Origin of the sequence: Parasporobacterium paucivorans DSM 15970, assembly GCF_900141895.1 — a bacterium.
Lineage (GTDB): Bacteria > Bacillota > Clostridia > Lachnospirales > Lachnospiraceae > Parasporobacterium > Parasporobacterium paucivorans.
The window spans coordinates 1-24,029 of record NZ_FQYT01000013.1 but is presented as its reverse complement, the minus strand read 5'-3'; the positions used below and the strand labels follow the sequence as shown (position 1 = coordinate 24,029).

Here is a 24,029-nt window from a genome sequence, read left to right as displayed (position 1 = left end):
ATTACACCTCCAGAAAGTATGTATCGGGTTTATCCGGATTAAACACCTCGTTTGCCCACATGAATACAACCAGATCCACATCTCCTACATTGACCAGGCTATGGGTGTAGCCCGTCGGTATATCCAGTACCTGCATTTTTTCTTCACTCACATAATACTCAATGATGTCATCCGAGTCCACCTTACGAAACCGGACCAGACCCTTTCCGCTTACTACAAGAAATTTCTCGTTTTTGGAATGATGCCAGTGATTTCCCTTTGTCACTCCAGGTTTTACGATGTTCACGGAAAACTGGCCCCTGTCATCCGTCCGGATGATTTCAGTGAAAGATCCCCTTTCATCCGCATTGCTTCTGAGTGGATAGGCAAACCGTTCTTTAGGAAGAAAGCTAAGGTACGTGCTGTAGAGTTTTTTTTCAAGCGGATTTGACATATCCGGCACATGCAGATTTTCCCTGTTTTCTTTGAAAGACTGAATTATAGTGGCTATTTCACTCAATGTTGCAGTGTGATGGATCATAACATCGCAGAAATCCCCCTGTCTGTTTTCCTTTCCGTTTAAAGCCCTGATCATTTCTTCAACCAGGTCGTCAATATAGACGAGACTCATAATCCGATCCGGATCACTTAACTGAATGGGGAGATCATTTGCAATATTATGGCAGAAGGTTGCTACTGCGCTGTTATAATTTGGCCTGCTCCATTTTCCAAAAACATTGGGAAAGCGGTAAACCAGAACTTTTATGTCGGTTTCCTTTGCATATGCAAACAAAAGATCTTCCGCTGCCTTTTTGCTTTTTCCATATGGGTTATCCAGAGCCGCTTGAATAGAGGAGGAAATCATAATTGGCGCCCTGTTTCCGTTTTTTTTCAGCATGTCCAGCAGGAACAGAGTAAGATCCCTGTTCCCAGACAAAAATTCCGTGTCGTTCACCGGGCGGTTCACGCCCGCCAGATGAAATACGAATTCACATTTTTTTGAATATGCATCCAGAAGGTCCATGTCCGTATCTGTATCATACTCCATAATATCCGCATACCCGCGGTTATGTAATTCGGTCACCAGATTTTTACCAATGAACCCTCTCGCTCCAGTAATCAGAATTCTCATGTCCGATTCCTCCACATATCCAGCTCATCCTGAATATACTTCAGGGAAGACAGTTTGCTTTTTGTTTCTTCCAGATTAAGTCGGTAGGCGTTTTCCGAATTGAATTCGGACAGCTCTGTCTTCCTGATCCTGCCTTCAACAAAATATTTGTCATAATTCAGGTCACGTTTGTCTGCAGGAACACGGAAAAAACTCCCCATATCAATGGCATGGTCGCATTCTTCCCGGGTAAGCAGCGTCTCATACATCTTTTCACCGTGCCGGATTCCTATGATTTTCACTTCATTATCAGCTTCAAAAAGCTCCTTCACTGCCTGTGCAAGAATCCCGATGGTCGTTGCAGGTGCCTTTTGCACCATTATATCACCACTTTCAGCATTGTTAAATGCAAACAGAACCAATTCCACTGCTTCCTCAAGACTCATGATGAATCTGGTCATGGCTGGATCTGTAACAGTCATGGGCTTCCCTGCTTTAATCTGTTCAACAAAAAGGGGAACGACCGAACCCCGGGAACATAATACATTGCCATACCTGGTGCCGCATATCAGTGTCCTGCCCGGATCCACCGTTCTGGCCTTGGCCACGAAAACCTTCTCCATCATTGCTTTGGAAGTTCCCATGGCATTGACCGGATAAGCGGCCTTGTCCGTTGACAGGCAGATGACCTTTTTGACTCCTTCATCAATACACGCCGTCAGTACATTATCTGTTCCAAGAATGTTCGTTTTTACAGCTTCAATTGGAAAGAACTCACAGGAAGGCACCTGTTTCAAAGCGGCTGCCTGAAACACATAATCAACCCCAAAAATGGCATTGCGAATGCTGCCCGGATCCCTCACATCACCGATATAATATTTGATTTTGCCGTTATCGTAAATATGACGCATCTCATCCTGTTTTTTCTCATCCCTGGAAAAAATCCTAATTTCCCTGATGTCAGTATCAAGAAACCGATTCAGGACTGCATTCCCAAAGGAACCTGTGCCTCCCGTGATCAATAAGGTTTTGTCTTTAAACATATTATTGTCCCCCATCTCCGGTTCTCCTTTTATTTGCAATCATTTTCAGAATCTTTTCTGCGAGTGACTTCAGATATTTCAGTTCCGGACTCGTTCGGGTGAAAACCACAAAAATGATTCCGGTAATAACAAATGCAATGGCAATTTTCAAAAATACCACGATCAGTCCCCCCGCAATCCGATAAGTTATCAGCATGCAGATTCCAAAGGACGCCACCGTCATCAAAAAATACTTTAGCTGTTTTATCCAATACTCCCGGACCTTTTTGCCGAAAATATCCCTAAACAGTATCAGCGGCTCTCTCCAGAAAATAGTCGTTACCCTTCCGATGGCCGTGGCAATAAGTATTCCAGGAAGTCCGGCTATCAAACCAAGTATAACCGAGAACACCAGATTGACCATGGCTGCGATGAACATCAGATATTTAACCTTCATGAATATCCCCATCGTTTCCCTGTACATCCAGTTCTGATTTGAAATGCAGGACAGATAAAAGGTGATTACAATTGCAGCCGTTGTAGGCATATCCAGTATGTATTCCTCCCCTACCCATATGGCAACAAAATCGCGAAAAACCAGAAGAAAAGCGATGGTGCAGAAAGCTCCGATCCAATGAAAAAATAAGGTCATTGTCTTATACATCTGGTAAGATTTTTCTTTGTCATCCTGGGCATTCAGGTTTCCCAGGGATGCGAGAAAGGCGTCTGTCAGAATGCTTATGAATGTGCCAACCATGACCACGATCATGCTGTAGTTTGAATAATACCCGACGACAACAGTTCCAAGCATAATGGATATCAGAATATTGTCCGTAGAGGTCATCAGTACCCCACCGATTTTATAAAAAAATGTCGCTTTTATATTGTCGACGAGCTTTCTCTTTTCTTCGATTTCCTTCTGGAATCTGGCTTTTTGCTTCAGAAAAGGGTATTTTTTATCAGCAATGATACTTATAGTCAGATTATTCATAATTGTGGAAAATACCAAAACTAACAGAAAAGCAGTGTAGTTCCTGAAAAAGAGCAGAATTATTATCTGAGCCCCATTCTGAATGATTGTCAAAATCGTATTAATTATATTCACCATGAAATTCTTCTGATCCGCATTAATCAGTATGGACTTATAAACCACAAAATATGACATAACCGAATTCAGAAGAAAAATCAGATAATATATAACCTGACTTCGATAAGGCAGCTCGCTCTTTACAAGATATTTCAGCAGGGGAACAAGCATCAGTCCGAGAACCAGCACGGATACTGCTATCAAAGAATAAATCCTCCGGAAGAATATGAGCAGATTACGTATCTTATCGGTGTTCTGCGCAGCAATCGGTTTATAAAGTGTATATATCAATACATTTCCGACCCCAAGTTCTGCCAGGGAAAGCATAGAGAGAATATTAAGATAGAGGCCGTTTATTCCAAGGTATTGGGCACCCAGCGTTTTTATGAGTATTGTACGGCACACAAAGGTAAGCAGGGTTTTTACCACCTGATTTATAACTCCGAATATAGTATTGCGTATGGAATTCACGGCCCTTGAATCAGTATTCATCCACTTAGTCCCCCAGCGCATCCGCTAAATATTTTTTCCCTTTTTCCCTTTCCAGTTCTATCCTTTCATTGCATAATTTGAAATCTATCGGTTCGTCGACTCTTATATTCCGGCTGCATTCCGTCAGCACCCGGTTTTCTAAGCCCAATTTATTGGCGATGTTATAAATTCTGCTTTTAGAGGAAAAGGCTTTATCTTTATCAACAAATATCCAGAATTGTTTATTGAAAATTGCAGAAAAAGCCGCCGCATGAAATGAATCCGTACAGATGAAATCTGCATAGTACAGAAGGGAAAGAAACTCCTTGGGACCGGCGTCATACATCTTTTTATTCCAATACAGCAAATCCCGCAGATTCTTATTTATAACTACCAGTGGCATTCCGGTTTTTTTCCTCATATTAATGGCAAACGACCGCATTCCTGCTACATTTCCGATAAAATAGCAAAAAATATACGGTTTTTTGATTTTTCTGGCGGGGATTATCTTTTTCCATTCCCTCCGGCTCAGGAGAAATACCGGGTCTGGGAGCACCGCCGGTCTGGTGCCGGTAATTTCTTCAAGGATATGGGCTCCCGCCTCTTCCCTGGTTGACTGAGCTTTGAAGCCTTTCAGATTATCTCGAAACAGAAAATGATATTTTTCCTCTATCTGGCTGGTTCCTATACTGGGCGCATACGAAATACATCTTGATTTATCCTCCACGAAAGGAAGCATGTATGCTTCATCAAAGTCCGTACAGTATGGATTCCATATCTGGTCGCTGCCACATATGTAATAGTCGAATTTTTTCCCAATCCGGTACAGTTCACTAGATGTATGGTATCTCTTTTTACTGTGTTTAACATTTTCCTCGATAAACCGGTCAAACCGCCTCCTGCGGACCAGTACAGCCGGTAAAAAAAGCATGGTGTGCAGGTTTCTTGCCTTCCCCATAACTGAATGTGAGCATTCCATAAGGCTGTACAGATTTTTTTGGGCTTTCGTCTGGAAATCAATCGTTTCTGCCCGGTATCCTTGATTATTGAGATATTTGTTTAATGCATATGCCTGCAGGGCTGAACCATAATTCAGAGCTCTGTGGAAAGTTATGATACCTATATTTTTCATTTTTCAACACTCCTTCCCCGCTATTCATAGAAGGTTTCCCTTAAAATACCCGCCTTTATTAGTTTCCTGTTTTTTTCACAGCGGGCCTGAGCCCTTAACATATCCATTGGCCTTTCTCTTTTGATACATCTGAGAAGAAACTGCCCTGTATTGGTCCATCTGGAAACGACTCTGGATGCCGCTCCCATTTTATGTTTATAGCTGATATACTCCCGGTTGATGACATACATGTACGTTCCCTTCAGGGTTGGCACCCTGTATTCATTCGAAACGAGATGTCTTACCCTGACCTGTTCGTTTATGATGCATCTGCGTTTCTCTGTTTGTGCCTTTTTGTAATATCCGTAGCTGAAATCCAGATCCTCCGCATAAGCATACCCCGTTAGTCTTTCATCCCATTCCAAATTCCACCTGTCCTTTAATGATTTGCGGATAGCGAAAAAATATCCCATGGCCCATTGCGTTTCGACTTCTCCCCTCACATCATCCGGATAGCGGCCCAGTACAGAAAGGGTGACGTGCCCGATTTTACGGTTCCGAAAGGACTTTGTCCCAAACAGATATCCCAGATCTGTCCGCGAATGTCCAGAGTTTTCATTTATTCCAGCCACCATCGCAACATTATCATTTTGCATGAGATTGAAGAGATTCTTTAACGTATCCTCTTTAACATCAACATCATCATCTGAACATACTATGATTTCATGACGGCATAGTTTATACCCGTTGTTTCTGGCTTTTGTAAGTGAAGGCTTTTCCTGAAAGATATATTCAGTTTCTATCCTGTCATTATAAAACCCCAAACAGCTTCTGTTCAAATCCTTTTCCGTATCATTCAAAGACTGGTCCACCACAATAATCTGAGCAGGGATATATTCTTTGTCCATCAGTCCATCAATGGTTCTTTTAAAAGCGTCAGGCCTGTTCATTGTCGGAATTACGAATGAAATCGGAAGCGTCCGGACCATAATTTTTACTCCTTTCCATCTCTGCTATATTTTTGAATCAGGTTAACAGCATTCCTGAAGCTTTGGGCGTATACTTCATAATTCCACTTGTCCATACAAGCGCTTATCTCTTTCTGGCAAAAACTGGCCTTCAATGCCCGCACTATCTTATCCGCCAGATCCTCCGCGTTCCCGCTTTCAAAAATGAATCCATTACGGTTTTTCATAATCAGGTCGTCTGCAGCTCCGGCTTTATCACTCACAACGCAAGGGATTCCGCAGGAAAGAGCTTCATTTATTACAAGACCCCATTGTTCAAAGTAAGAAGGCAGTACAAAAACATCCGCCAGTTTATAAAATTCAGCAAGACACGGCATGGTCTGATATTCAAAGAAATATACTCTGTCATCCACCCGTAGCTCTATAGCCTTTTTACGCAGTCTCGCTTCTTCTTCTCCCTTTCCGACAATAACAAGAACGGTATCTTTTTCAAGCTTCGACAATACCTCCATTAGAAGAGGAATATTCTTAACCTTGGTCAATCTTCCTACAAAGAGAATGACAGGTCCGGATCCGACTCCATATTTTTCCTTTAATTCCTCTCTGCCGGGGCAGTCTTCGACCGTTTTTCTGAAATACTCCACATCTATGGTCATCGGCATCGTGAAAATATGGCTGCTGTCCATTCCATAATACTCAAACAATCTGCGCTGCCTTGTTCCCCCTGCAAAACCATATGCCTGATTTTCAAAAATCCTATGAAGGTACAGAGATTTGATCTGTGCCTTGATCCGACTGGAAGGCAGCATCAGCTGTGTATCCACTTCGATACAATATGGTATTTTCTTACAGCGGCAATACTGAATCAATCCGCTGCGGATAAAATCCGAATATCCATTAATGATCATCAGGTCAAAGTGCTGATGGTGCAATTCTTTTCGCAGATGCCAGATTTTTTTGGAGATGCTCCCTTCTAGTATCAAACAGTTTGAAGGCAGTTCTGCATCCGGAATATGACCGGTTACAGACTGGCTGCAAAAGACACAGGTGATGTCATTATCCGTGGATACGTGGTATACATTTTCAATCAGGGAGATTATATAGGAGGTAACCTCTACAAAAACAGCCAGGATCTTCATTCTCATTTTCCTCCCGCCCGTTTTTGATAAAACCTGTGTATTGTCTGATTGCTGTAGACCAGTTTTCGAAGCCTCTGTCGCAAAAAGAATGTTATCCTGGCCTTCAGGCAGCTGATATGCGTTGGATACCCGTAAACAGAATAGTTGGTATCCATGTCACAGTTCCACCTTAACTTGAAGTCATAATCGCCCCGCATAAAGGATATGACATCAATCTTCTGTTCAAAACCGTATCGGATGATATGGTAATAAAGCCCCTGGCCTGGATAGATATTCCCATGTGCAGGAGCATAGGCGGTTAACCACAGAAAAATCCTGTTGTTATATGTCATGGTTACCATAAAGGCAGCATCGTCGTCTTCAATCCTGGCGATATAGACGGAATAGAGGGGTTGTGCATCCTTATTTTTCAACATCCCTGGCAGCCAGGACAGCCCGGACCTGTTAATCCGCTCTCGCTGCCTCTCCTCATACAATGATAGTATCGTATGCAGAATGTCATCGTTGATTTCTGCATGCTGAAACGTTATCCCGGATTTTATCGACGGGCGGATCGTGTTCTGTCGTAAATTCTTGCTCAGTAAAGTGTAATAATCATCAAAATCTTCATATTCTCTCAAAGAAATATACGCGGTACGCGTCATTTCACGAATCAAGCACTTGTTTTTCCCGGAAAGAATCCGTTTTATGGAATGAATCTGAGGCGAATGGGAAGGCATCTGCTGGAGGACGAAAGCATCTGCGTCCTTTCGCAGCATGTCTACGAAACCCGATATCACCTCATACTTTTTTTTATGGATAAGAAATAGCCCGTAGTCAATATGCTCCCCTCCGATAAAAGAAGTAGTTCCGTTTCGAATTACCAGCGGCGCTATTCCATATATTTCTGTTCCCTCGTAACCTTTAATGATATGCAGAAGGATTTCATCCTCCGAATTTTTCCACCAGGCGAAATTCCATTCCCAGGTTTGAAAAGGCGTGGCATCCTCCATGGAAGCGGCTATCGAATTCCACTTTTCTCTTAATTGCAGAAATTCTTCTTCCGAATCAATGATTTCAAAATTCATAGGATCCTCCCCTCCCAAGAGCGTTCACTTGTTCAATTTGCTGTTTCAAGAATAATCTGCACAACGCCTTCCCATCCCGTCGTATCCGGTTCCCATCGTTTTGTCGCTTTTCGGATTATATCGCCTCTTAGCACCCCTTCCATCAGCCTCGCCAGCTCCTCCGGATTGAATGGATCAAAATAATAGGCGTTTTCATATCCATCGAGAACTTCATGTGCAAACGGGCAATCACAAGCAATTATGATGCTTCCAGACATGCGGGCTTCCAAAAGGGGCAGACCAACAGTTTCAATATACGAAGGAAAAATCAGGGTAGTCATTTTATATTTTTGCATTACGGACTCCCGCGATATAGCCCCCAGATATGTGATATTCTGCCCTGGCTCTGCCTGCTCAAGTGTCAGAAATATTTCAAAATCTGCTATGCCCTTCTTTCGTAAAATCTCACCGGCTTCACAGATGCATTTGTGATTTTTGTATATATCCTTTGAAGCTGGATAGAAGAATTTATGCCGGTCAAATTGGATTTTTTCAATGTTTGGAGGCGGAGAATCACATTCAGGGAAAATGCTGTTGATCCGTCCCTCCGAAATCCCCGTTGACTCAATAACTGCGTCCCTGATCCATCGAGTTTGCACGATAACTCCATCGGCTCTTTTTATCGAACTTCTGATCATTGTGCCGATCAGATATTGATATACCGCCAGTTTTCTTTCTTCAGGCTTAAAAAATGAGAACTTTTTTATTTTTTGAAAGGGGATTGACTGGTGCACATATAGAATCTGGGGGCAAGCCAAGCCGTAAACCATGGTATTCTGAAGGGAAAAGATGATATCCGGCTTCAATTTTGATATAAACCGGCTTCCTGAAACTGCGTCAAAAGCCAAACGTGAAAACCAGTTTTTTTTGACTTTATCCAGTACAATAACTTTGATATTTCCGTTTTCCTCTATATGGCGGTCTCCCAACAGGAATATCCATTCATGCTCCTTTCCATAATCTGACTTTTGAAGAAAACCATGAAAACTTCTGAGAATCGATAGTGCTCCCCCTGAGCTTGCAGCTATATCATTTACGACTATCCTCATTCTTCCCACCTTTAACTATGCTCTCTCTTTAACATCAGTCCGAGCATGAGCCATACGAAATAACATTTGACTCCTGGTCCTAATGGAGCAACTCCCTCAAATATGCCATTGACACAATAACTGACTGCGAGAACCAGAAACATGATGTTCACGCTTTCGTCCATCCTCAAGTGGCGTACAGCCCATATCGCCGGATATATTGCCACAATAATCAGAATGCTTCCAAATATATATCCGTGCTGCAAAAACGCAGCCAGATAAAAGCATTCATAATATCGGTTGCCTGCTCCAAGCAACCCGTTCCCTTCAATCAGACTTGGAAATGTACTCAGTATATCCAAGCGTCCGGAAGAGACCTCATCCAGATTCTTGATATCCCTGTTTCCAAGCAGAATATTATTGACTAAAAAATTATACAGGGAATCATTTGAAAACAGTGCAATCGCAAAACCGACGATTACCAGCATTATCAGCGCCTTGATTTTCCAGTCTGCCCTGCTGAAGAATACGACAATGATAATTATGATCAGGAGGCCTAAAATACTTGCCCTGCTTCTTAATGCAAGCAGAAAAACTGTAAACAACAGGACACCTGCATATTTAAACACCCTCTGATACTTCCTGGTTGGCCTGATACAGAATATCAGCAGCGTAATTGCCGTAAAAATTATTTGGGAGACTGAATTTTTTGAACTGTACACGTATTGGATCGAATTCCAGTCAAAACCACCTCGAAAATAGGTGAAATATACTGCAAATGCAACGATGGCTGTGCTTGAAATATACCCGGCAGCAATTATTCCAAAATCTTTTTCGGTCATCTTTCCCGAATAAAAATATATGACTAAAACCATAAATATACTGAGATAGAACGGATAGGAAAGGCTGGTGATCAGGTAATCATTCCCGTTAATTATAGTGGCTAAGCATTGACCGATCAGAAAGAGAACTGCCATGACCAAAAGGAAGAATATCTCTTTTTTTAACTTGTATCTGTTTTTGAAGACAATGAGCAGCAATGCAACAACCCACAACGGCATAGCGACGATTGTAGTCAGTCCCCGCTCCACAAGAATAGGAAGCTGCGAAATGTTAGTAGCAAAACATAAAACAGCAATTTGAATCTTTGTGGATTTTTCGCTTATATTCGTCATATTTTCCTCTGTTGCATCCATGAATTCATCTCTACTCAAAGTAACGGTCCATTTTGTTTAACAGCTCTGTCTTGGAAAAATAATTCCTGCTGAAATTGCTTGCATTGTTTCCCATATGGTACATTTCTTCTTTTGGCTTGCTGCATATCTCTATAATCTTTTCTGCCAGTCCCCCGACATCTTTTGGGGGAACACAAACGCCTGCACCTGATACACGAAGAATTTTTTCCGTCTCTCCTTCTGCTGAAGCGATTACAGGTATCCCACAGGCAAGGTAGGACTGAAGCTTCGCCGGAATTGTTTTGGCAAATACCGGACTTGGTGTAAGACAAAGGAACGCTGCGTCACTGGCTGCCAGAAGGTGAGGAATCCGGTCTGGGGGCTGCTTTGGAATGAAATTGAACATACCTCCCACATCCTTGTTTTTCACAAGTGCTTCAAGGGTTTCCCTGTAGCGACCGTCCCCGACGATATTAAAGCGAATCTTTTTCTCAAATCCTGCTGCTCTCAGACGTTCAGCCGTCTCCGGCAGAATGTCCAACCCCTGGGCATTGCCGATATTTCCAGTAAAAATTATGTTAAAGGCTCCGTCCTCTGGAATTTCTCCTACTTTCTTTTTTGGAATTGGCATATAAAAATCCTCGGCATATTGGGGCCAGTATTCCAGCTTGTTTCGCGGAATATTCCGCATAGCAATAGCTTCAAGAAAGCTTTCGGATGTTGTGAATATCATAGTGCAGTGTTGATAAATATAATCGACAATCCGTCCAATAACGCCCAAAATCCTTTTATTCGATATCCCGGAAACCATTTCCAGACTCTCCGGCCAGAGATCCTGCACATATAGATAGCAGGGAATCTTTCTCTTCCTCGCATACCATACGCCAGGAAGAGCCTGGAGGATTGGGGACAGCCCAAAGATGAACACATAATCGGCCCTGATACCTGTGAATATCTTCCAGAAAAAACCGGATATGACGAAAGATATGTAATTCAGGCCCAGGAATACCGGATTCTTCCCTCTTGGCACAATTGGAATCCTTATAATGTTCACACCGTTGTTTTCATCCTTTCTTTTTTTGAACAGTCCATACCCTTCGAAAAATTTTCCCTGAGGGTAATTTGGTATGCCCGTGACGACTGTTACTTTGTATCCTTTCTTTACCCATTCAGTAGAAATGTCATTTATCCGGAACTGTTCCGGATAATAATATTGGGAAACGATTAAAATATGCTTCCTCTTCTCTTCCTGTCTTTTTCCCTCTATCACTCCTATGTGTTTGAATACTTTTATAAATGACTTGAAAAAGCATTTAAAATCAAGCCAAAATCCCATTTTTCGGACATATTCTCCATCCATTTTTGCCTTAACTTCAACGGATAGCCCGTCCCGTCCGTTTATCTGTGCCCATCCCGTGACCCCCGGTTTGATATCATTGGCTCCGTATTTGTCACGTTCCGCTATCAAATCCTCCTGGTTCCACAGAGCCGGTCTCGGACCGATAATGGTCATCTGTCCGGTAAGGACATTCCATATCTGGGGCAGCTCATCCAGGCTTGTCCTGCGCAGAAACCTTCCCGTCCTGGTGATCCACTGCTCAGGATTTATCAGCATGTGTTTCGGTACATCCTTAGGTGTATCTATCCGCATTGTCCTGAATTTGAGGATATTAAAATTGGTCTTATGGATACCGACCCTCTTTTGCCTGAATAACACGGGGCCCTCCGTGTCGAGCTTAATCGCGATAACGACCCCCAGAAAAACCGGCGAAAAGACAATCAGCCCAAACAATGACAGAAGTATATCGAACAGTCTTTTTACCCATAGATATTTCATCCCTGAGCTCCCCTTTACCAACACAGCGTTTTCCGTTATTTGTTTTTTCTGTCCACATCATGCGCAGTACTTGCCGGCCGTCCGCCCTGTTCGTTTGTCTGTCCATTTGTCTCTTCGGTTCCATATCTGTAGGTGGGCACGATTTGCTGCACGAATTTCCGAATGTCCGCCGTGTCGTTGTAGCACGCACGTTTCAGCCTCTTTAACTGCCTGATGAAAGTTTTCATATCTATCTCAAAGGGCTGTTCAACGTGAATCTTCCGGTTAGGTGTCTCTCCAAGACCGTTCGTATTTCTGATCAGCTCCTCGAACATCTTTTCGCCAGGTCTGAGTCCCGTGAATTCGATTCGAATATCCTCATATGGCTTGAGACCGGAAAGTCGGATAATATTGACTGCCAGATCCAGGACCTTAACCGGTTCGCCCATATCCAGGATGAATATTTCTCCTCCCAGTGCAAATTCTCCTGCCTCCAAAACCAGCGACACCGCTTCCGGTATGGTCATGAAGTACCTGGTTATATCCGGATGTGTCACTGTGACCGGTCCGCCATTGGCAATCTGCTTTTCAAACAGGGGAATGACACTTCCGTTTGAACCAAGCACGTTGCCGAATCGGACCGCAACAAAATCTGTGGCTGAATATTTGTTGAATACCTGGATGATCATCTCACAGATGCACTTGGATGCACCCATGATATTGGTCGGATTCACCGCCTTATCCGTCGATATCATGACGAATCGCCTGACATCAAATTTATCTGCGGCCATTACCGTATTCACAGTACCGAACACATTGTTGATTATAGCTTCATTCGGGCTGGCCTCCATGAGGGGCACATGCTTATGGGCAGCGGCATGGTAGACAATATCCGGTCTGTATGCATTAAATATTTCATATATTCCTTCCCTGTTCCGTACGGATGCGATCAGAACCACCAGATCCAGCTCCGGGTAATTTGACACGATCTCCTGCTGAAGGTCGTAGGCACCATTTTCATATTCATCCAATACGATTAACTGTTTCGGCTCCCCCATGGCAATCTGCCTGCATATTTCACTGCCGATTGACCCTCCTCCGCCTGTTACCAGGATAACTTTTCCACGTATATTGTTTTTCACTCTGACAAGATCCACTTCAACCGGGCTCCTGCCGAGGAGGTCTTCCAGTTTGACTTTCCTGAGTTTGCCAACCCCGTGCTCCCCGTTGACCATCTGGTAGACACCTGGAAAGATTTTCAAGTCGCATTTTGTTTCATTGCATATGTCTATTATTTCGGCAACATTTTCTTTTGTGGCAGACGGAATCGAAATAATTATCTCATCAATCTTATATTTGGATGCCAGAGAAAGAATGTCCTCTCTGGTTCCCATCACTTTAACTCCCTGGATATAGCTGCCCTGTTTTTCCGGTGCATCGTCCACCAGACAGCATATTTTCCGGTTTTGGTGTAATGTTTCGGAATCCATTCCCTGGATAAGGATACCCGCCGCGTGCCCGGCTCCAATTATCATAGTATTGACAATACTAGAGTCTCCATAGCGCACTCTGCTCCGTATCATCATGATGGATCTGTACATGAATCTGGTCATCAGTGTCAGGACAAACAGAGATGACGTGTATATAAGATAATAGCCTACCGGCACACGGTAACCGATAAGCAGGATTCCAACAACCTGAATAGCCGATGAAATAAGGGATGCCAGGAAAATCCTGCTCATTTCCAATATGCTTGCCAGACTCCAGATGCTGTGATACAGCCTGAATAGATAAAAAACAAGGATTGTCATCACTATATTGAATGGCAGATAGCGCCCCAATGAATCCAGATACTGGAAATCGACCTGGGTAATTTTGAAATCAAACCGAATAAAAAGGGACAGGTATGTGCACACGATTATAACAAGTGCATCACTGGCTGCCTTAAGCACTCTTTTGATTACATTTGTTTTTCCGGCAAGGATATTCCGCATTTAACTCCCCCCGTTTCCAGGACTTTCATCTCCTGCGTACTTTTCATTGTGCTTACCATAGTATTTGCCATAATACTTTCCATATAATCCTGATTTGGATATCTCCACATTGTTAAGCACCGCTCCGAGAATACGGCATCCGGTTTTTTCAAGCTGTTCCTTGACAGCCTGTGCGAATTTGTAGCTTACTCTGTTTGTAGATATGACAAGTATCACGCCATCACAGACACCTGCCACTACGGCAGCATCGATGACTTTCCCCAAAGGCGGTGTATCGATTATTACATAATCATATTCCTGTCTGAGTCTCCTGACCAGATTCCGGAAACGCTCCCCGTTCAACAGCTCGGACGGGTTCGGTGGAAGGGGACCCGAAAATAGCATATACAGATTGCTAATGCTTGTCGGGTATACGGATTCTTCAGCATCTATTCCCGAAAGATAATGACTGAGGCCCTCAACGTTTTCCTCGATCCTGTATCGGCCCATTGTTACGGATTTCCGTAAGTCCGCATCCACAAATACAGTCCTTTTACCTGCACTGGCTGTCGAAAGGGCAAGGTTAAAGGCTATACTGCTCTTTCCCTCATCATCGAGACAGCTTGTGATACCTACAGTCTTGATATCATGACCGGAAAACTGAATATTGGTTCTTAATTTCTTATATGCTTCGTCCGCATAATAATCCAGTTTAATCAGCTTGTTTATCTTTACGGTTTTCATACGCACGACCTCTTTCTATTCAGCTGCGTTTTCCGCTTGTTCCGCCTTTGCTCTGGCTTTTGATTTTTTCCCAGACTCAACCATACTGCGCTGAGCCGGAATTGCGCTTAATACACTTATTCCAAGATATTTTTCCACGTCATCGCCGGTCTTTATCGTATCGTCCAGAAAATATCCAGTGAATACAATCAGGCAGGCAATCAGGATACCGAGAAAAGCTCCGATGACTGTATTTTTCAAAATGTTGGGCTTGGATGCCGATGTTGGTACGTTTGCTTCCTCCACCACATTGACCTGATCGATGTTCATGATCTTAAGAATCTGGTCTGCCGCTGCGCCCCTTACGGCGTCCGCGATTTCTTTTGCCATAATTGGATCCGTATATTTCACAGTAATGTCGAGTATTCTGGTATTCGCTGGATTGTTGACGGTTATGAGCGAGGCAAGTTCCCCGTACGACATGTTCAGGTCAAGGTCCTTGATCACCTGCTCCGTCACCGGCCGGCTCACGATGAGCTGCATATAATCCTGCGTGAGCTGGCTGCCCGTCTGCAGATCCGAATAGGTTATCGATGTTCCGGTTCCCTCCACGTTTATAATATATATCTTTGTAGTGGATTCATATACAGGAGTCAGAACGAACCTGCTGAACGAGTAGGTTCCAATCATAAAGACAATTCCTGCAAGCAGAATAATCCAGAGCCTGTCACGCAGTATCCTCAATATTTCTCTCATATCAATTTCGGTTTCCTTATTTGAATGTTTCATGTAATCATAACCCCCATCAAGGTAATTGTTTACCTGTTCCATTCCCTGTCAAATAACCGTCTGATACTTTTAGACAAAAATAGCAGTCAACCATCTTCATGTTCAAAAACACGTATGATTTCCTGCTACTCCATCTTCTTCTAACCTTCTTTCCCCACCAAGCAAGAAAATGCGAATTGTCAAAAGCTAGTATTCTTTGTGTTAATTATACCCCAAATATACAATAATATCAATAATTAAGGATTTCTTATTCAATGGGCCGCTTGCCCTCTTGCCGGGAGACTTTGGTTTTTGTCCGTCTCTTTTTCAGCAGAACAACTCCCGCGTAGACAAGTATTCCAAGCACTGCTCCAATACTGTCTATCAGAACATCCTTACCCTGTCCGGCACGCCCCATTACAAAATGCTGATGGAGTTCATCACTGACAGCATATAATGCGGTGCCCAGCAGGGCGACCGGCATCCGTATTCTGAGCCTGTATATTCCAAAAACAGCCATGAACAGTCCGCCCAATAGTACAAATTCCAAGGCATGTGAGGCCTTCCTAATTGCATAATCAATATTCATCGCATAGTCGGCCTGCTCACCCTCTGTCATTTCATCAAAGCCTTCCACAAAAACCTTCCCAATCGCTTCTCCGATTTCCATGCTCAATTCGGATGATTGAGGGGCAGGCTGTGACGAAAACAGGAAGATCAGGAGCATACAGAGAACAACCAGACCTATGGCAATTATTTTCTTACGATTTCTCATGGAGCACTCACGCTTCCTTCTAAAAGGCATGCCTTTGCAGGAACCACATCGATAAGTACTTTACAGAATTATTGTGACATGCTGGGGCAAAAATAACCAGTATTCCCTGACAGCTGTTTAACGTGCCGTGAATGGTTCTTTGCAAATCCGCGGCATGTATTCACTGCACTTTAAAATATTGTTTACATTAGTTTTTTCTTCTTCGGCAGACCAGGTATCTGTCGCTAAAAAAGTGCCTAGATCTTTCCAGTCATCAGTTAAATCCAGCGTATTTAGTTTGGCATGCCTCCGATATCCTGGTTGAATACTTTATCCTGGGCTGCCGACAATATCCTGAGACACAGAGCCGTTGCCGGTTTCGTCCACCGGTTCAGATGCAAATATCGAACCGGACGGTGTAAATGCAATTACCGCACATAACCCCAGAGCAAGAATACTTTTTCTTAGTCTTAGTCGTTTCATCAAACCCCTTCTTATTATTCTGTAATAGTACGTAAATGTTAGGTTAAAATAAAAAAGCAATCATGATTTCTGCTTGAAGCAGAAATTATAATTGCAACCTGACAATCTTAGCGGAACACTTATTAGTACCGCCTTAGACTAAAGCTTTGCGTCACCAATTTTCATCGGCTTTGCCCATTTATTTAATTATAAGCTAATAATACTCTTAATATCTGTGAATTTCAAGTTTTTTTATTTTGACTGTGGGGTCAACTTGGGGGTCTGACCCCCATTGGTCCAATCCAGCAAGTGATATGAAAGCAGAATCCGGAACCGTTCCTCCGGGTTCTTAATATCCGCGCCTACCATCGAACTGATGCGCTCCAGCCGGTACATCAGGGTCGTCCTGTGTATAAACATTTTCTCGGAAGTATGTGTGATATTCATGTTGCAGTCAAGGTATGTCCTGAGGGTCTCATAAAGCTGGGTCCCATGTTCTTCATCATATTTCAGGAGGGAAAACAACCCCCTCTCGCAATATATGTCCGAAGATATGTTACGGGTCATTTCATGGAACATTGCAGGAATGGTATAGTCCCCAAAATAATAATACCAATACATCGGGTCCCTTTTTTCGCCGACCTGCACCGCAAGGGCAGTCTGAAAAAAATATTCCCGGAGTCTGAAGAAATCACTGCATACCCGGCTGATTCCGGCTCTAAAAAGTCCTTCCCTCAAGAACATCTTGATTTCCGACAAAAGAATGGAAAGTTCCTTTCGGTTCTTTTCCAGATTGATAATCATCAGGATAGATTGGTCATAAGGAAATACAAAGCTGTGTGGAAAATGATTCTCCAGCTGGTTGCAGGTGTAGTTTGCCGAAAAAGTTTTGGAATCCCGGTCTTCCGTAATAATTCTGATATAAAAATGACGGTCATTACGTCCCCACCCGATATCAGTCAGACCAGCAAGCAACAGCATTTCATTGACTGCATTTCCAGAAAGCATATCCTTCAAGGATTGCTCGAAGGCCTTGATTCTTTCGTTCTGGCGAACCTTGCTGTATTGAAGTACCGGCTCCAAAATATTGGAGAAATATTCCAGCAGCGAATATTCTCCTGGGGTTATTTCGCGCTTCAGTTCGTTAATACATATCCGGCCGGCATAAAAATTATTCACCCAGAAATTATGATACAGGACCTTATAACCGATGACGTTTTCGGAGCACATTTTTGCTCCTGTAGTCAGCATCGTCTGCTGAAATTCCTCGTTCAGTTTAAAGTCATTCAATACCTCAAGGGGCAGTGTCCGCTTCCCGCTTTTTTCATCGTAATCCCACACCGGAAGTCCCTGTGCATCGTTGCTGATTGCCAGCAGAAAGAGATTGTTGTCATAGACAAGAATGGGGTTTTCAAATATTTCCGCACTCAAATCGCATAACTCCTGTAGCCCCGCTCCCTTGCTGACCGCCTCATGTAAGGATTCCGCCCAAATGGTATATTTGAAGTAGATTCTCTGTATTTCCGAAAAAAGCTTTACCAGCGGGATATCTTCGGACAGAATCAGACACTCGTTTTTCCGGATAATCCGGCTGTCTGGTTCCCCAAGGCTGATAACCCCGTATCCCCCCCTTAATACTGCCGCGTTCCGGCAGCCTGCTCCGATTAACAGGATGTGCTGTTCCAGAGGTATTATGTCATCTTCCAGTGCCTGAACGCCGATATAGCGCATGGGATCAATTTCATGCAAGAAACTCTTTACTGTATACTTCTTTGACAATTCCTCTTCTAAAATTGTTAAGTTCAACCGCATATTCGTCCTCCAAATTCCTATTACTATAAAGTATAGGAAAGCATGCTATAAATGTCAACAACTCTGTAGTATTTCTTTTTTGCATTTATTCTTGTAATATAGGTATTGTTAAGTTTTTCAATAATTTATATTTCATTTAGGAGGTATGCTATCAAATGTCGGAAATAAACGTTAATGAAACAGCCAGCTCGTCCTGGTTTGTCAAGGATTTAAACACTGAAGGCATGGAAAAGAATGCAGAAGAGTTATTCAACGAGCGTATTCAGCGAGTAGAGGATGCCGTGGCCTTAAAGGAGAGCGATCGGATTCCTATCGCTCCCATGATTGGTGCACTGCCATTTTTTCTGGATAACTGCACCTATAAAGATACCATGTATAATTATCCACGCGCAGGCGAAGCCCTTATAAAATTTTATAATGATTTCAAACCGGATGCAACGACCCATCTCGCATTCACCAGCGGCCGCTCAAACGAAATTGCCCAGTCTAAAATGATTGACTGGCCGGGTCGCCCAGGAACAAGGGTTCCAGATTTTTCCACTTACCAGGTGAAAGAATACGAGTACATGACCCAGGATGAGTATCCGGAACTTCTGAAGGATTACACCGGTTTCATGCTGAGAAAATACATTCCACGCGCTTTTCCAGCCCTACAGGGTCTTTCCGATGTGCGGATCGTTCCTTCTATAATTTTGAATACGACACCGATGGGCTCCCTGTATTCTCCCGCCGCCCAGGAAGCATTTTCACTGCTTGCCCAAATTGGCAAAGAAGATGGACTTGCTGCCGAGGCGTCCAACGCCGTTACAAACCAGCTGGTTTCCATGGGATTCCCTCCATTCATGACAGGTGCTGGCGAAGTTCCTTTTGATATTTTAGGTGATTATTTCCGCGGCACCCTTGCGGCCCTCACGGATCAGCTGGAATGCCCGGATGAAATGGAAGCAGCCTGCTATATGCTTGCTGACATCCAGATTGCATCCTATGAATACTTCAAGCATGTTCCATTGCCTGTCAAAAGGGTATTCTTCCCTATGCACAAAGGAATGGACGGATTCATGAGCGACAAAATGTACGAGAGACTATACTGGAAACCGCTCAAAAAGATTATCCTGGCTCTTGTTGACATGGGAGTGACTCCTGTTTTGTATACAGAAGGTAAGTATTTCACTCGTATTCAGCAGCTTGCGGATCTTCCGAAAGGCAAGGTCATCATTCACTTCGAGCAGACTGATATGGTTGAGGCAAAAAAAGTACTCGGTGACATCGCCTGCATCAGCGGCAACCTGCCAATATATCTGCTGGAATATGGCACAAAACAGCAGGTTATCGATGAGTGCAAAAGAATTATCGACATTTGCGCTCCTGGCGGCGGTTATATTTTTGATACAGACGGATCTATTGACAATGCCAAAAGGGAAAACGTCGAGGCCATGTTCGATACTGTCATGACCTACGGAAAAAACAGATAATCAGAAAACTTTCAAAAGCGGTGTTAGGGCATATAAGCCCTGGCACCGCTTTTCTGTGATATTCTAGAAAAGGATTACGTTAAGAAGGGGGTCAGACCCCCTTCTTGAATATTTCAGAAATCACCTTACCTACATGCTTTGGGTCTTTTCCCTCTAAACTCTTTCCTAACTTCCCGACATATTTTCCGGTCCTGCTAAGAAATTCGCTCTCTGCAAATTTTCTAATCCATTCCAGATTCTCCGGTTGTACTTCTCCTTTCTGCATTTTTTCCATAATCTTGATGGTTATCTCTCCTATCACCGCAGTAATGACTGCCGCTACAACTGAATTTATCAACGCAGCTGCAATATTCAAACCCGGAATTGCTTTCAATCCGGATATGACAGTCCTGGCCCCAAGAGTAACTGCTCCGCTGCTTATTATGGCATTTGTTATGTTGTTGGAATTTCTATCCTTTTTGTTCAATCCATATATTTTTGATATTCCGATAACCAGACCGCTTTGCAGTGGCATAAGTATCAGCGAGTCGGCAACAGGTATCGGCACAGCTCCGATCACGGCTGCCCCTGAAGTAGCTGCAATTGTAAGTGAATTCGCATTTGTTCGTTTAATCCGCAGACTCAGTTCCCTGACTGATTTTTCATTTATTCTAAAAGCTTCAGGTATGATTTCGTTTGTTCTTTCAATCAAATGGTCTACCCCGACTGGGGGAATAATAATTTCTTCATTGACCGCAAAGGGCTTCGCCACAACTGGAATGATTCCAACTATGTGCAGATGCTGAGTTTTATATTTTTCAAGGCTTATCTTTACCATCCTGAAATTTTCTTCCAATTCCTTCTCGGAATAGGATTTTGTCAGGACAATGATTATTGGTATATTTTTCCATAACCTGGCCACATTTTTTAATAAATCCAGATTTTTCGAAAAAACCCGCTTCGAAGTGGCGTCTATACAATACCATATAATATGGATGTATTTTTCTTCTTCATTTTTCTTCACGCTATCCTTGGACCACTTGCTTAAGGCATTCTTAGTCTGAATTTGTGCCCGCCATCCATATTCAAGGCCTCTGGTGTCAATCAAACGAAAATTCGTTTTCCCGGTTTCGTAAATTGCCATTTTTCTGGTGATTGTGGAACCTTCCCCGACTGCAGCCCGCTCAAAATCAAATACCGTATTTATCAAGGTACTCTTCCCAACCCCTGAATTTCCCACCACTAGTACGTTTGCTTTTATATTCATATAGCAACAACCTTTCTTTAAATGTGGGTCCCCGTCGGTGAATTGAAGATTTTTGTCCTGGTACTGCTTATATTATACCATTTATATAAAATACCGTCGATGTTGATGTGTAAATAGGGGGTCTGACCTCCTCTGTTATATTTATTCACATACATCATTAATGTCATATCCTTGTGGATAACTGCACGATATTTAACATGCTATAATTACGTCATAAAGAACTGGTCGGGAATGAATCAAATCAATACCAAGGAGGTCTACATGAATAAAATGAATCTATTTCAAAAAGGTTTCGGCTTAGCATATACTGGTTTTCAGGTCGGATTGTTATATGCACGAATCATAAAATCAAAAACTATCAACTAGTCGTGTCAACAATAAAATGCCGGATGTAATGTCCGGCATTTTTATTTTTTTAGAAGGATGGGGGTCTGACCCCATAGTAGTTGTGCTATAATATAAGACAAATACCTATTTTGAAAGAGGAGTACCATGATTCAGGATATTGAACCCAGAATATTTAATAATATCTTCAAAAATATTCCAGCCCAGCCACAAGATTTATTTCTCGCATACGATGGGGAAAACATACTCATTCACGAAGACAGGGATAAGCTTTGGTATCCGTCATTCTCTGATTTCGAAGATCATTTTCCGCGGCTGAGGGAGGAGGCCCAATTTCTCTTTACCATTGATGCTATTAATTATTATCTTGTAAGCAAAAAAGGATTGGATTCGATTGATGGGTGGACGTATGCAACCACGTCAAGGTTCCGTACTGAGCCCAAATACTGGCGTTCTTTCGCAGGTTCAGTGGGGTGGCAGCTGAACCGCTGGTATGACAACCACCATTTCTGTAGTAAGTGTGGGAAACAAATGGAACGTTCAGAAAAAGAGCGGACGCTTTACTGCGAATCCTGTGGCTTCCAAGCTTATCCGACTATTTCTCCCTGTGTAATCGTGGCAGTTTATGATGGCGATCGCCTGCTTCTGACAAAATACGCTGGTCGCGCATATAACCGTTATGCTCTCGTGGCCGGTTTTGTCGAAATTGGAGAAAACCTGGAACAAGCGGTTATCCGTGAAGTAAAGGAAGAAGTCGGATTACAGGTAAAAAACCTGAAATTCTATAAGAGCCAGCCATGGCCTTTCTCTGACAGTCTTTTGGCAGGATTTTATGCAGAACTGGATGGAAATGATGTTATCACGTTGCAAGAGGATGAACTTGCTTTGGCCGTGTGGATGCATAGGGATGATATCACTGAAGAGGAACTCAAAATCAGCCTCACCGGTGAAATGATGGAAGCCTTCAGGACCGGTACAGTCAAATTACAAGATTGACTAAGGGGTCTGACCCCCATTTGCGAATTTCACGCACTTTTCATATTGCAACCATTATCTTATCACTTAAATCTTTTATTCTTATAATATCAAAGCGGATGACTTTGTTAATATAAATCTTTTTCATAAGCCTGCAGGAATTATATTCTTGCAGGCTCTCCTTCCGTCAAATCCGAATCAGAGTCCTGCATCCAGTTTCTTAAAAAATCCACGGTAACAATCTTTGAATCTCTTTGCCATTGCAGAATTCATTATAGATGTACTCTTATACATCTCTTTACAAACCGGTTTCATATTCCTAACATCTTCGGGGGTAATATTTTTAGAATCCTCCAATAAAATGGCATTGAACAGATTGAGCGTTGAATTGATTTCGGATTCAGGAACTTCGCATGGGAGAGAGGACTTTATAACCCTTTGGCAATATACGTCCATAAATTCGAGAGCATTCATAAATTCCGTGACATTAATATCCAACTGGATCAATCTGTTCCCATACAGGTTATAATATTCACTCACGATTGCTGGCGAAACCTCTTCGATTTTCTTTTTCAGTACTTCCGCCTTTTCCATCCGAGTAAGTTCTTTAAATGGCTGATTCGACATATTTTTTGTCTCCTTGAATAATTTATGATAATTATATCATATTTTATGTATCTATGGAGGGTCAGACCCCCTTCTCAATAAATTCTCTATACAAATTACGACTTCCATTTTTGAAGCAATCAAGTATTTCCTGAGTCTGTAGAAAATTCCATTCTCTCATCCCGACGTAAATACCATAACTGCTCCAGGGATATTCCTCGGGTCTGCTTACCATCTGGGCCCTTACCGGATTTTGGTGTATATAACGGTTAGACTCCAGTAAATAATAAACATCTTCAATGATTTTCGATCCATATCTGCCTTGAAATAGATGCCCCGACAATGAATATTTCTTATTGTAATAACGTGTATAATCCATTTTGATGGCCTTCATAATTTCCCAAATAGGCTCCTCTTTCGTTTCAAGCTGTAAATGAATATGGTTTGACATCAGGCAAAAACTCAGTAGGGAAAAAGGATGCTGCTCTCCCGTAATTTCGAGGATTTTCAGAAATTCAAGATAGTCTTCCTCCTCCCAGAAAATATCATCTGAATGATTACCTCGGTTTACCACATGATATTTTGCACCTGGGTACCAAATGCGCGGTTTTCTTGCAATACTCATCATCACCTTTCCTGTTAGATTTTCGATTTTGTTGCTGAAATGTTGGGGTTTTAAAAAAGATATGATCAGAATGTAAAAGATATGAAAATATTGTAACTTATTGCGATTGTAATGTAAAGAGTTGTATAGGAGTAATGTGAAACCGAGGGGTCTGACCCCCAATCGAGTAGGAGGCTAACCATTAATTGATTAGCCGTCCTCTCACACCACCGTGCGTACCGTTCGGTACACGGCGGTTCCTTAGTTTTCATAAAC

Annotated in this window: 21 protein-coding genes and 1 riboswitch; of the genes, 2 read left to right on the top strand and 19 right to left on the bottom strand. The window is 42.7% G+C overall.

What is annotated here, in order from left to right; all coding sequences use genetic code 11:
• Position 1: 1 nt before the first annotated feature.
• From BUA79_RS06945 to BUA79_RS06870, 16 genes are all read right to left on the bottom strand, one after another.
• Complete coding sequence (locus BUA79_RS06945) at positions 2-1,111, bottom strand: capsular polysaccharide biosynthesis protein CapF (RefSeq protein ID WP_073993646.1); 1,110 nt, start codon at positions 1,109-1,111, stop codon at positions 2-4.
• Positions 1,108-2,133 carry a polysaccharide biosynthesis protein gene (locus BUA79_RS06940; protein WP_073993690.1) on the bottom strand — a complete coding sequence of 342 codons (1,026 nt, stop codon included), beginning with the start codon at positions 2,131-2,133 and terminating at the stop codon, positions 1,108-1,110. Before BUA79_RS06940 ends, BUA79_RS06945 begins: the two co-directional genes overlap by 4 nt.
• A 1-nt stretch (position 2,134) precedes the next feature.
• Positions 2,135-3,691: a lipopolysaccharide biosynthesis protein gene (locus tag BUA79_RS06935; protein ID WP_073993645.1), complete on the bottom strand. Its 1,557-nt coding sequence runs from the start codon at positions 3,689-3,691 to the stop codon at positions 2,135-2,137.
• A gap of 4 nt (positions 3,692-3,695) precedes the next feature.
• Positions 3,696-4,802, bottom strand: coding sequence for a polysaccharide pyruvyl transferase family protein (locus tag BUA79_RS06930; protein ID WP_073993644.1), 1,107 nt, complete (start codon positions 4,800-4,802; stop codon positions 3,696-3,698).
• 20 nt (positions 4,803-4,822) lie between these two features.
• A complete protein-coding gene (locus BUA79_RS06925) occupies positions 4,823-5,770 on the bottom strand; it encodes a glycosyltransferase family 2 protein (protein ID WP_073993643.1) in 948 nt (315 codons plus the stop codon).
• 5 nt (positions 5,771-5,775) lie between these two features.
• A complete protein-coding gene (locus BUA79_RS06920) occupies positions 5,776-6,894 on the bottom strand; it encodes a glycosyltransferase (protein WP_094757352.1) in 1,119 nt (372 codons plus the stop codon).
• On the bottom strand, positions 6,891-7,955 hold the full coding sequence (locus tag BUA79_RS06915) for a GNAT family N-acetyltransferase (protein ID WP_073993641.1): 1,065 nt from the start codon (positions 7,953-7,955) through the stop codon (positions 6,891-6,893). The genes BUA79_RS06920 and BUA79_RS06915 overlap by 4 nt, the downstream gene beginning before the upstream one ends.
• A gap of 32 nt (positions 7,956-7,987) precedes the next feature.
• A complete protein-coding gene (locus tag BUA79_RS06910) occupies positions 7,988-9,043 on the bottom strand; it encodes a glycosyltransferase (protein ID WP_073993640.1) in 1,056 nt (351 codons plus the stop codon).
• 11 nt (positions 9,044-9,054) lie between these two features.
• A complete protein-coding gene (locus BUA79_RS06905) occupies positions 9,055-10,218 on the bottom strand; it encodes an O-antigen ligase family protein (protein WP_073993639.1) in 1,164 nt (387 codons plus the stop codon).
• Between the two features lie 10 nt (positions 10,219-10,228).
• Positions 10,229-12,034 carry a sugar transferase gene (locus BUA79_RS12650; RefSeq protein ID WP_330389208.1) on the bottom strand — a complete coding sequence of 602 codons (1,806 nt, stop codon included), beginning with the start codon at positions 12,032-12,034 and terminating at the stop codon, positions 10,229-10,231.
• 35 nt (positions 12,035-12,069) lie between these two features.
• Complete coding sequence (locus BUA79_RS06890) at positions 12,070-14,007, bottom strand: polysaccharide biosynthesis protein (protein WP_073993638.1); 1,938 nt, start codon at positions 14,005-14,007, stop codon at positions 12,070-12,072.
• Positions 14,008-14,730 carry a CpsD/CapB family tyrosine-protein kinase gene (locus tag BUA79_RS06885; RefSeq protein ID WP_073993637.1) on the bottom strand — a complete coding sequence of 241 codons (723 nt, stop codon included), beginning with the start codon at positions 14,728-14,730 and terminating at the stop codon, positions 14,008-14,010.
• Positions 14,731-14,745: 15 nt separating this feature from the next.
• On the bottom strand, positions 14,746-15,498 hold the full coding sequence (locus BUA79_RS06880; protein WP_073993636.1) for a YveK family protein: 753 nt from the start codon (positions 15,496-15,498) through the stop codon (positions 14,746-14,748).
• 247 nt (positions 15,499-15,745) lie between these two features.
• A complete protein-coding gene (locus tag BUA79_RS06875; RefSeq protein ID WP_073993635.1) occupies positions 15,746-16,252 on the bottom strand; it encodes a VanZ family protein in 507 nt (168 codons plus the stop codon).
• Positions 16,253-16,561: 309 nt separating this feature from the next.
• Complete coding sequence (locus tag BUA79_RS12510) at positions 16,562-16,714, bottom strand: hypothetical protein (protein ID WP_178138554.1); 153 nt, start codon at positions 16,712-16,714, stop codon at positions 16,562-16,564.
• Between the two features lie 89 nt (positions 16,715-16,803).
• Positions 16,804-16,899: riboswitch (cyclic di-GMP riboswitch) on the bottom strand.
• Positions 16,900-16,945: 46 nt separating this feature from the next.
• Positions 16,946-18,505, bottom strand: a complete 1,560-nt coding sequence (locus BUA79_RS06870) for a PucR family transcriptional regulator (protein ID WP_073993634.1) — start codon at positions 18,503-18,505, stop codon at positions 16,946-16,948.
• Positions 18,506-18,660: 155 nt separating this feature from the next.
• Here BUA79_RS06870 and BUA79_RS06865 point away from each other — a divergent pair, with 155 nt between their 5' ends.
• Positions 18,661-19,977 carry a uroporphyrinogen decarboxylase family protein gene (locus tag BUA79_RS06865; protein WP_242941660.1) on the top strand — a complete coding sequence of 439 codons (1,317 nt, stop codon included), beginning with the start codon at positions 18,661-18,663 and terminating at the stop codon, positions 19,975-19,977.
• A gap of 91 nt (positions 19,978-20,068) precedes the next feature.
• Here the strand turns inward: BUA79_RS06865 and BUA79_RS06860 are convergent, their stop codons facing one another.
• Positions 20,069-21,223, bottom strand: coding sequence for a GTPase (locus tag BUA79_RS06860; RefSeq protein WP_073993633.1), 1,155 nt, complete (start codon positions 21,221-21,223; stop codon positions 20,069-20,071).
• 492 nt (positions 21,224-21,715) lie between these two features.
• Between BUA79_RS06860 and nudC the strand changes: the two genes are divergently transcribed.
• On the top strand, positions 21,716-22,564 hold the full coding sequence (gene nudC, locus BUA79_RS06855; protein WP_073993632.1) for an NAD(+) diphosphatase: 849 nt from the start codon (positions 21,716-21,718) through the stop codon (positions 22,562-22,564).
• A 177-nt stretch (positions 22,565-22,741) separates the two neighbouring features.
• On the opposite strand, the gene BUA79_RS06850 is transcribed toward nudC, so the two are convergent.
• The gene (locus BUA79_RS06850; protein WP_073993631.1) at positions 22,742-23,170 is read right to left on the bottom strand and encodes a hypothetical protein; all 429 of its coding nucleotides are present in this window, start codon (positions 23,168-23,170) and stop codon (positions 22,742-22,744) included.
• 61 nt (positions 23,171-23,231) lie between these two features.
• Positions 23,232-23,774, bottom strand: a complete 543-nt coding sequence (locus BUA79_RS06845; protein ID WP_242941659.1) for a transposase — start codon at positions 23,772-23,774, stop codon at positions 23,232-23,234.
• Between the last annotated feature and the right edge of the window lie 255 nt (positions 23,775-24,029).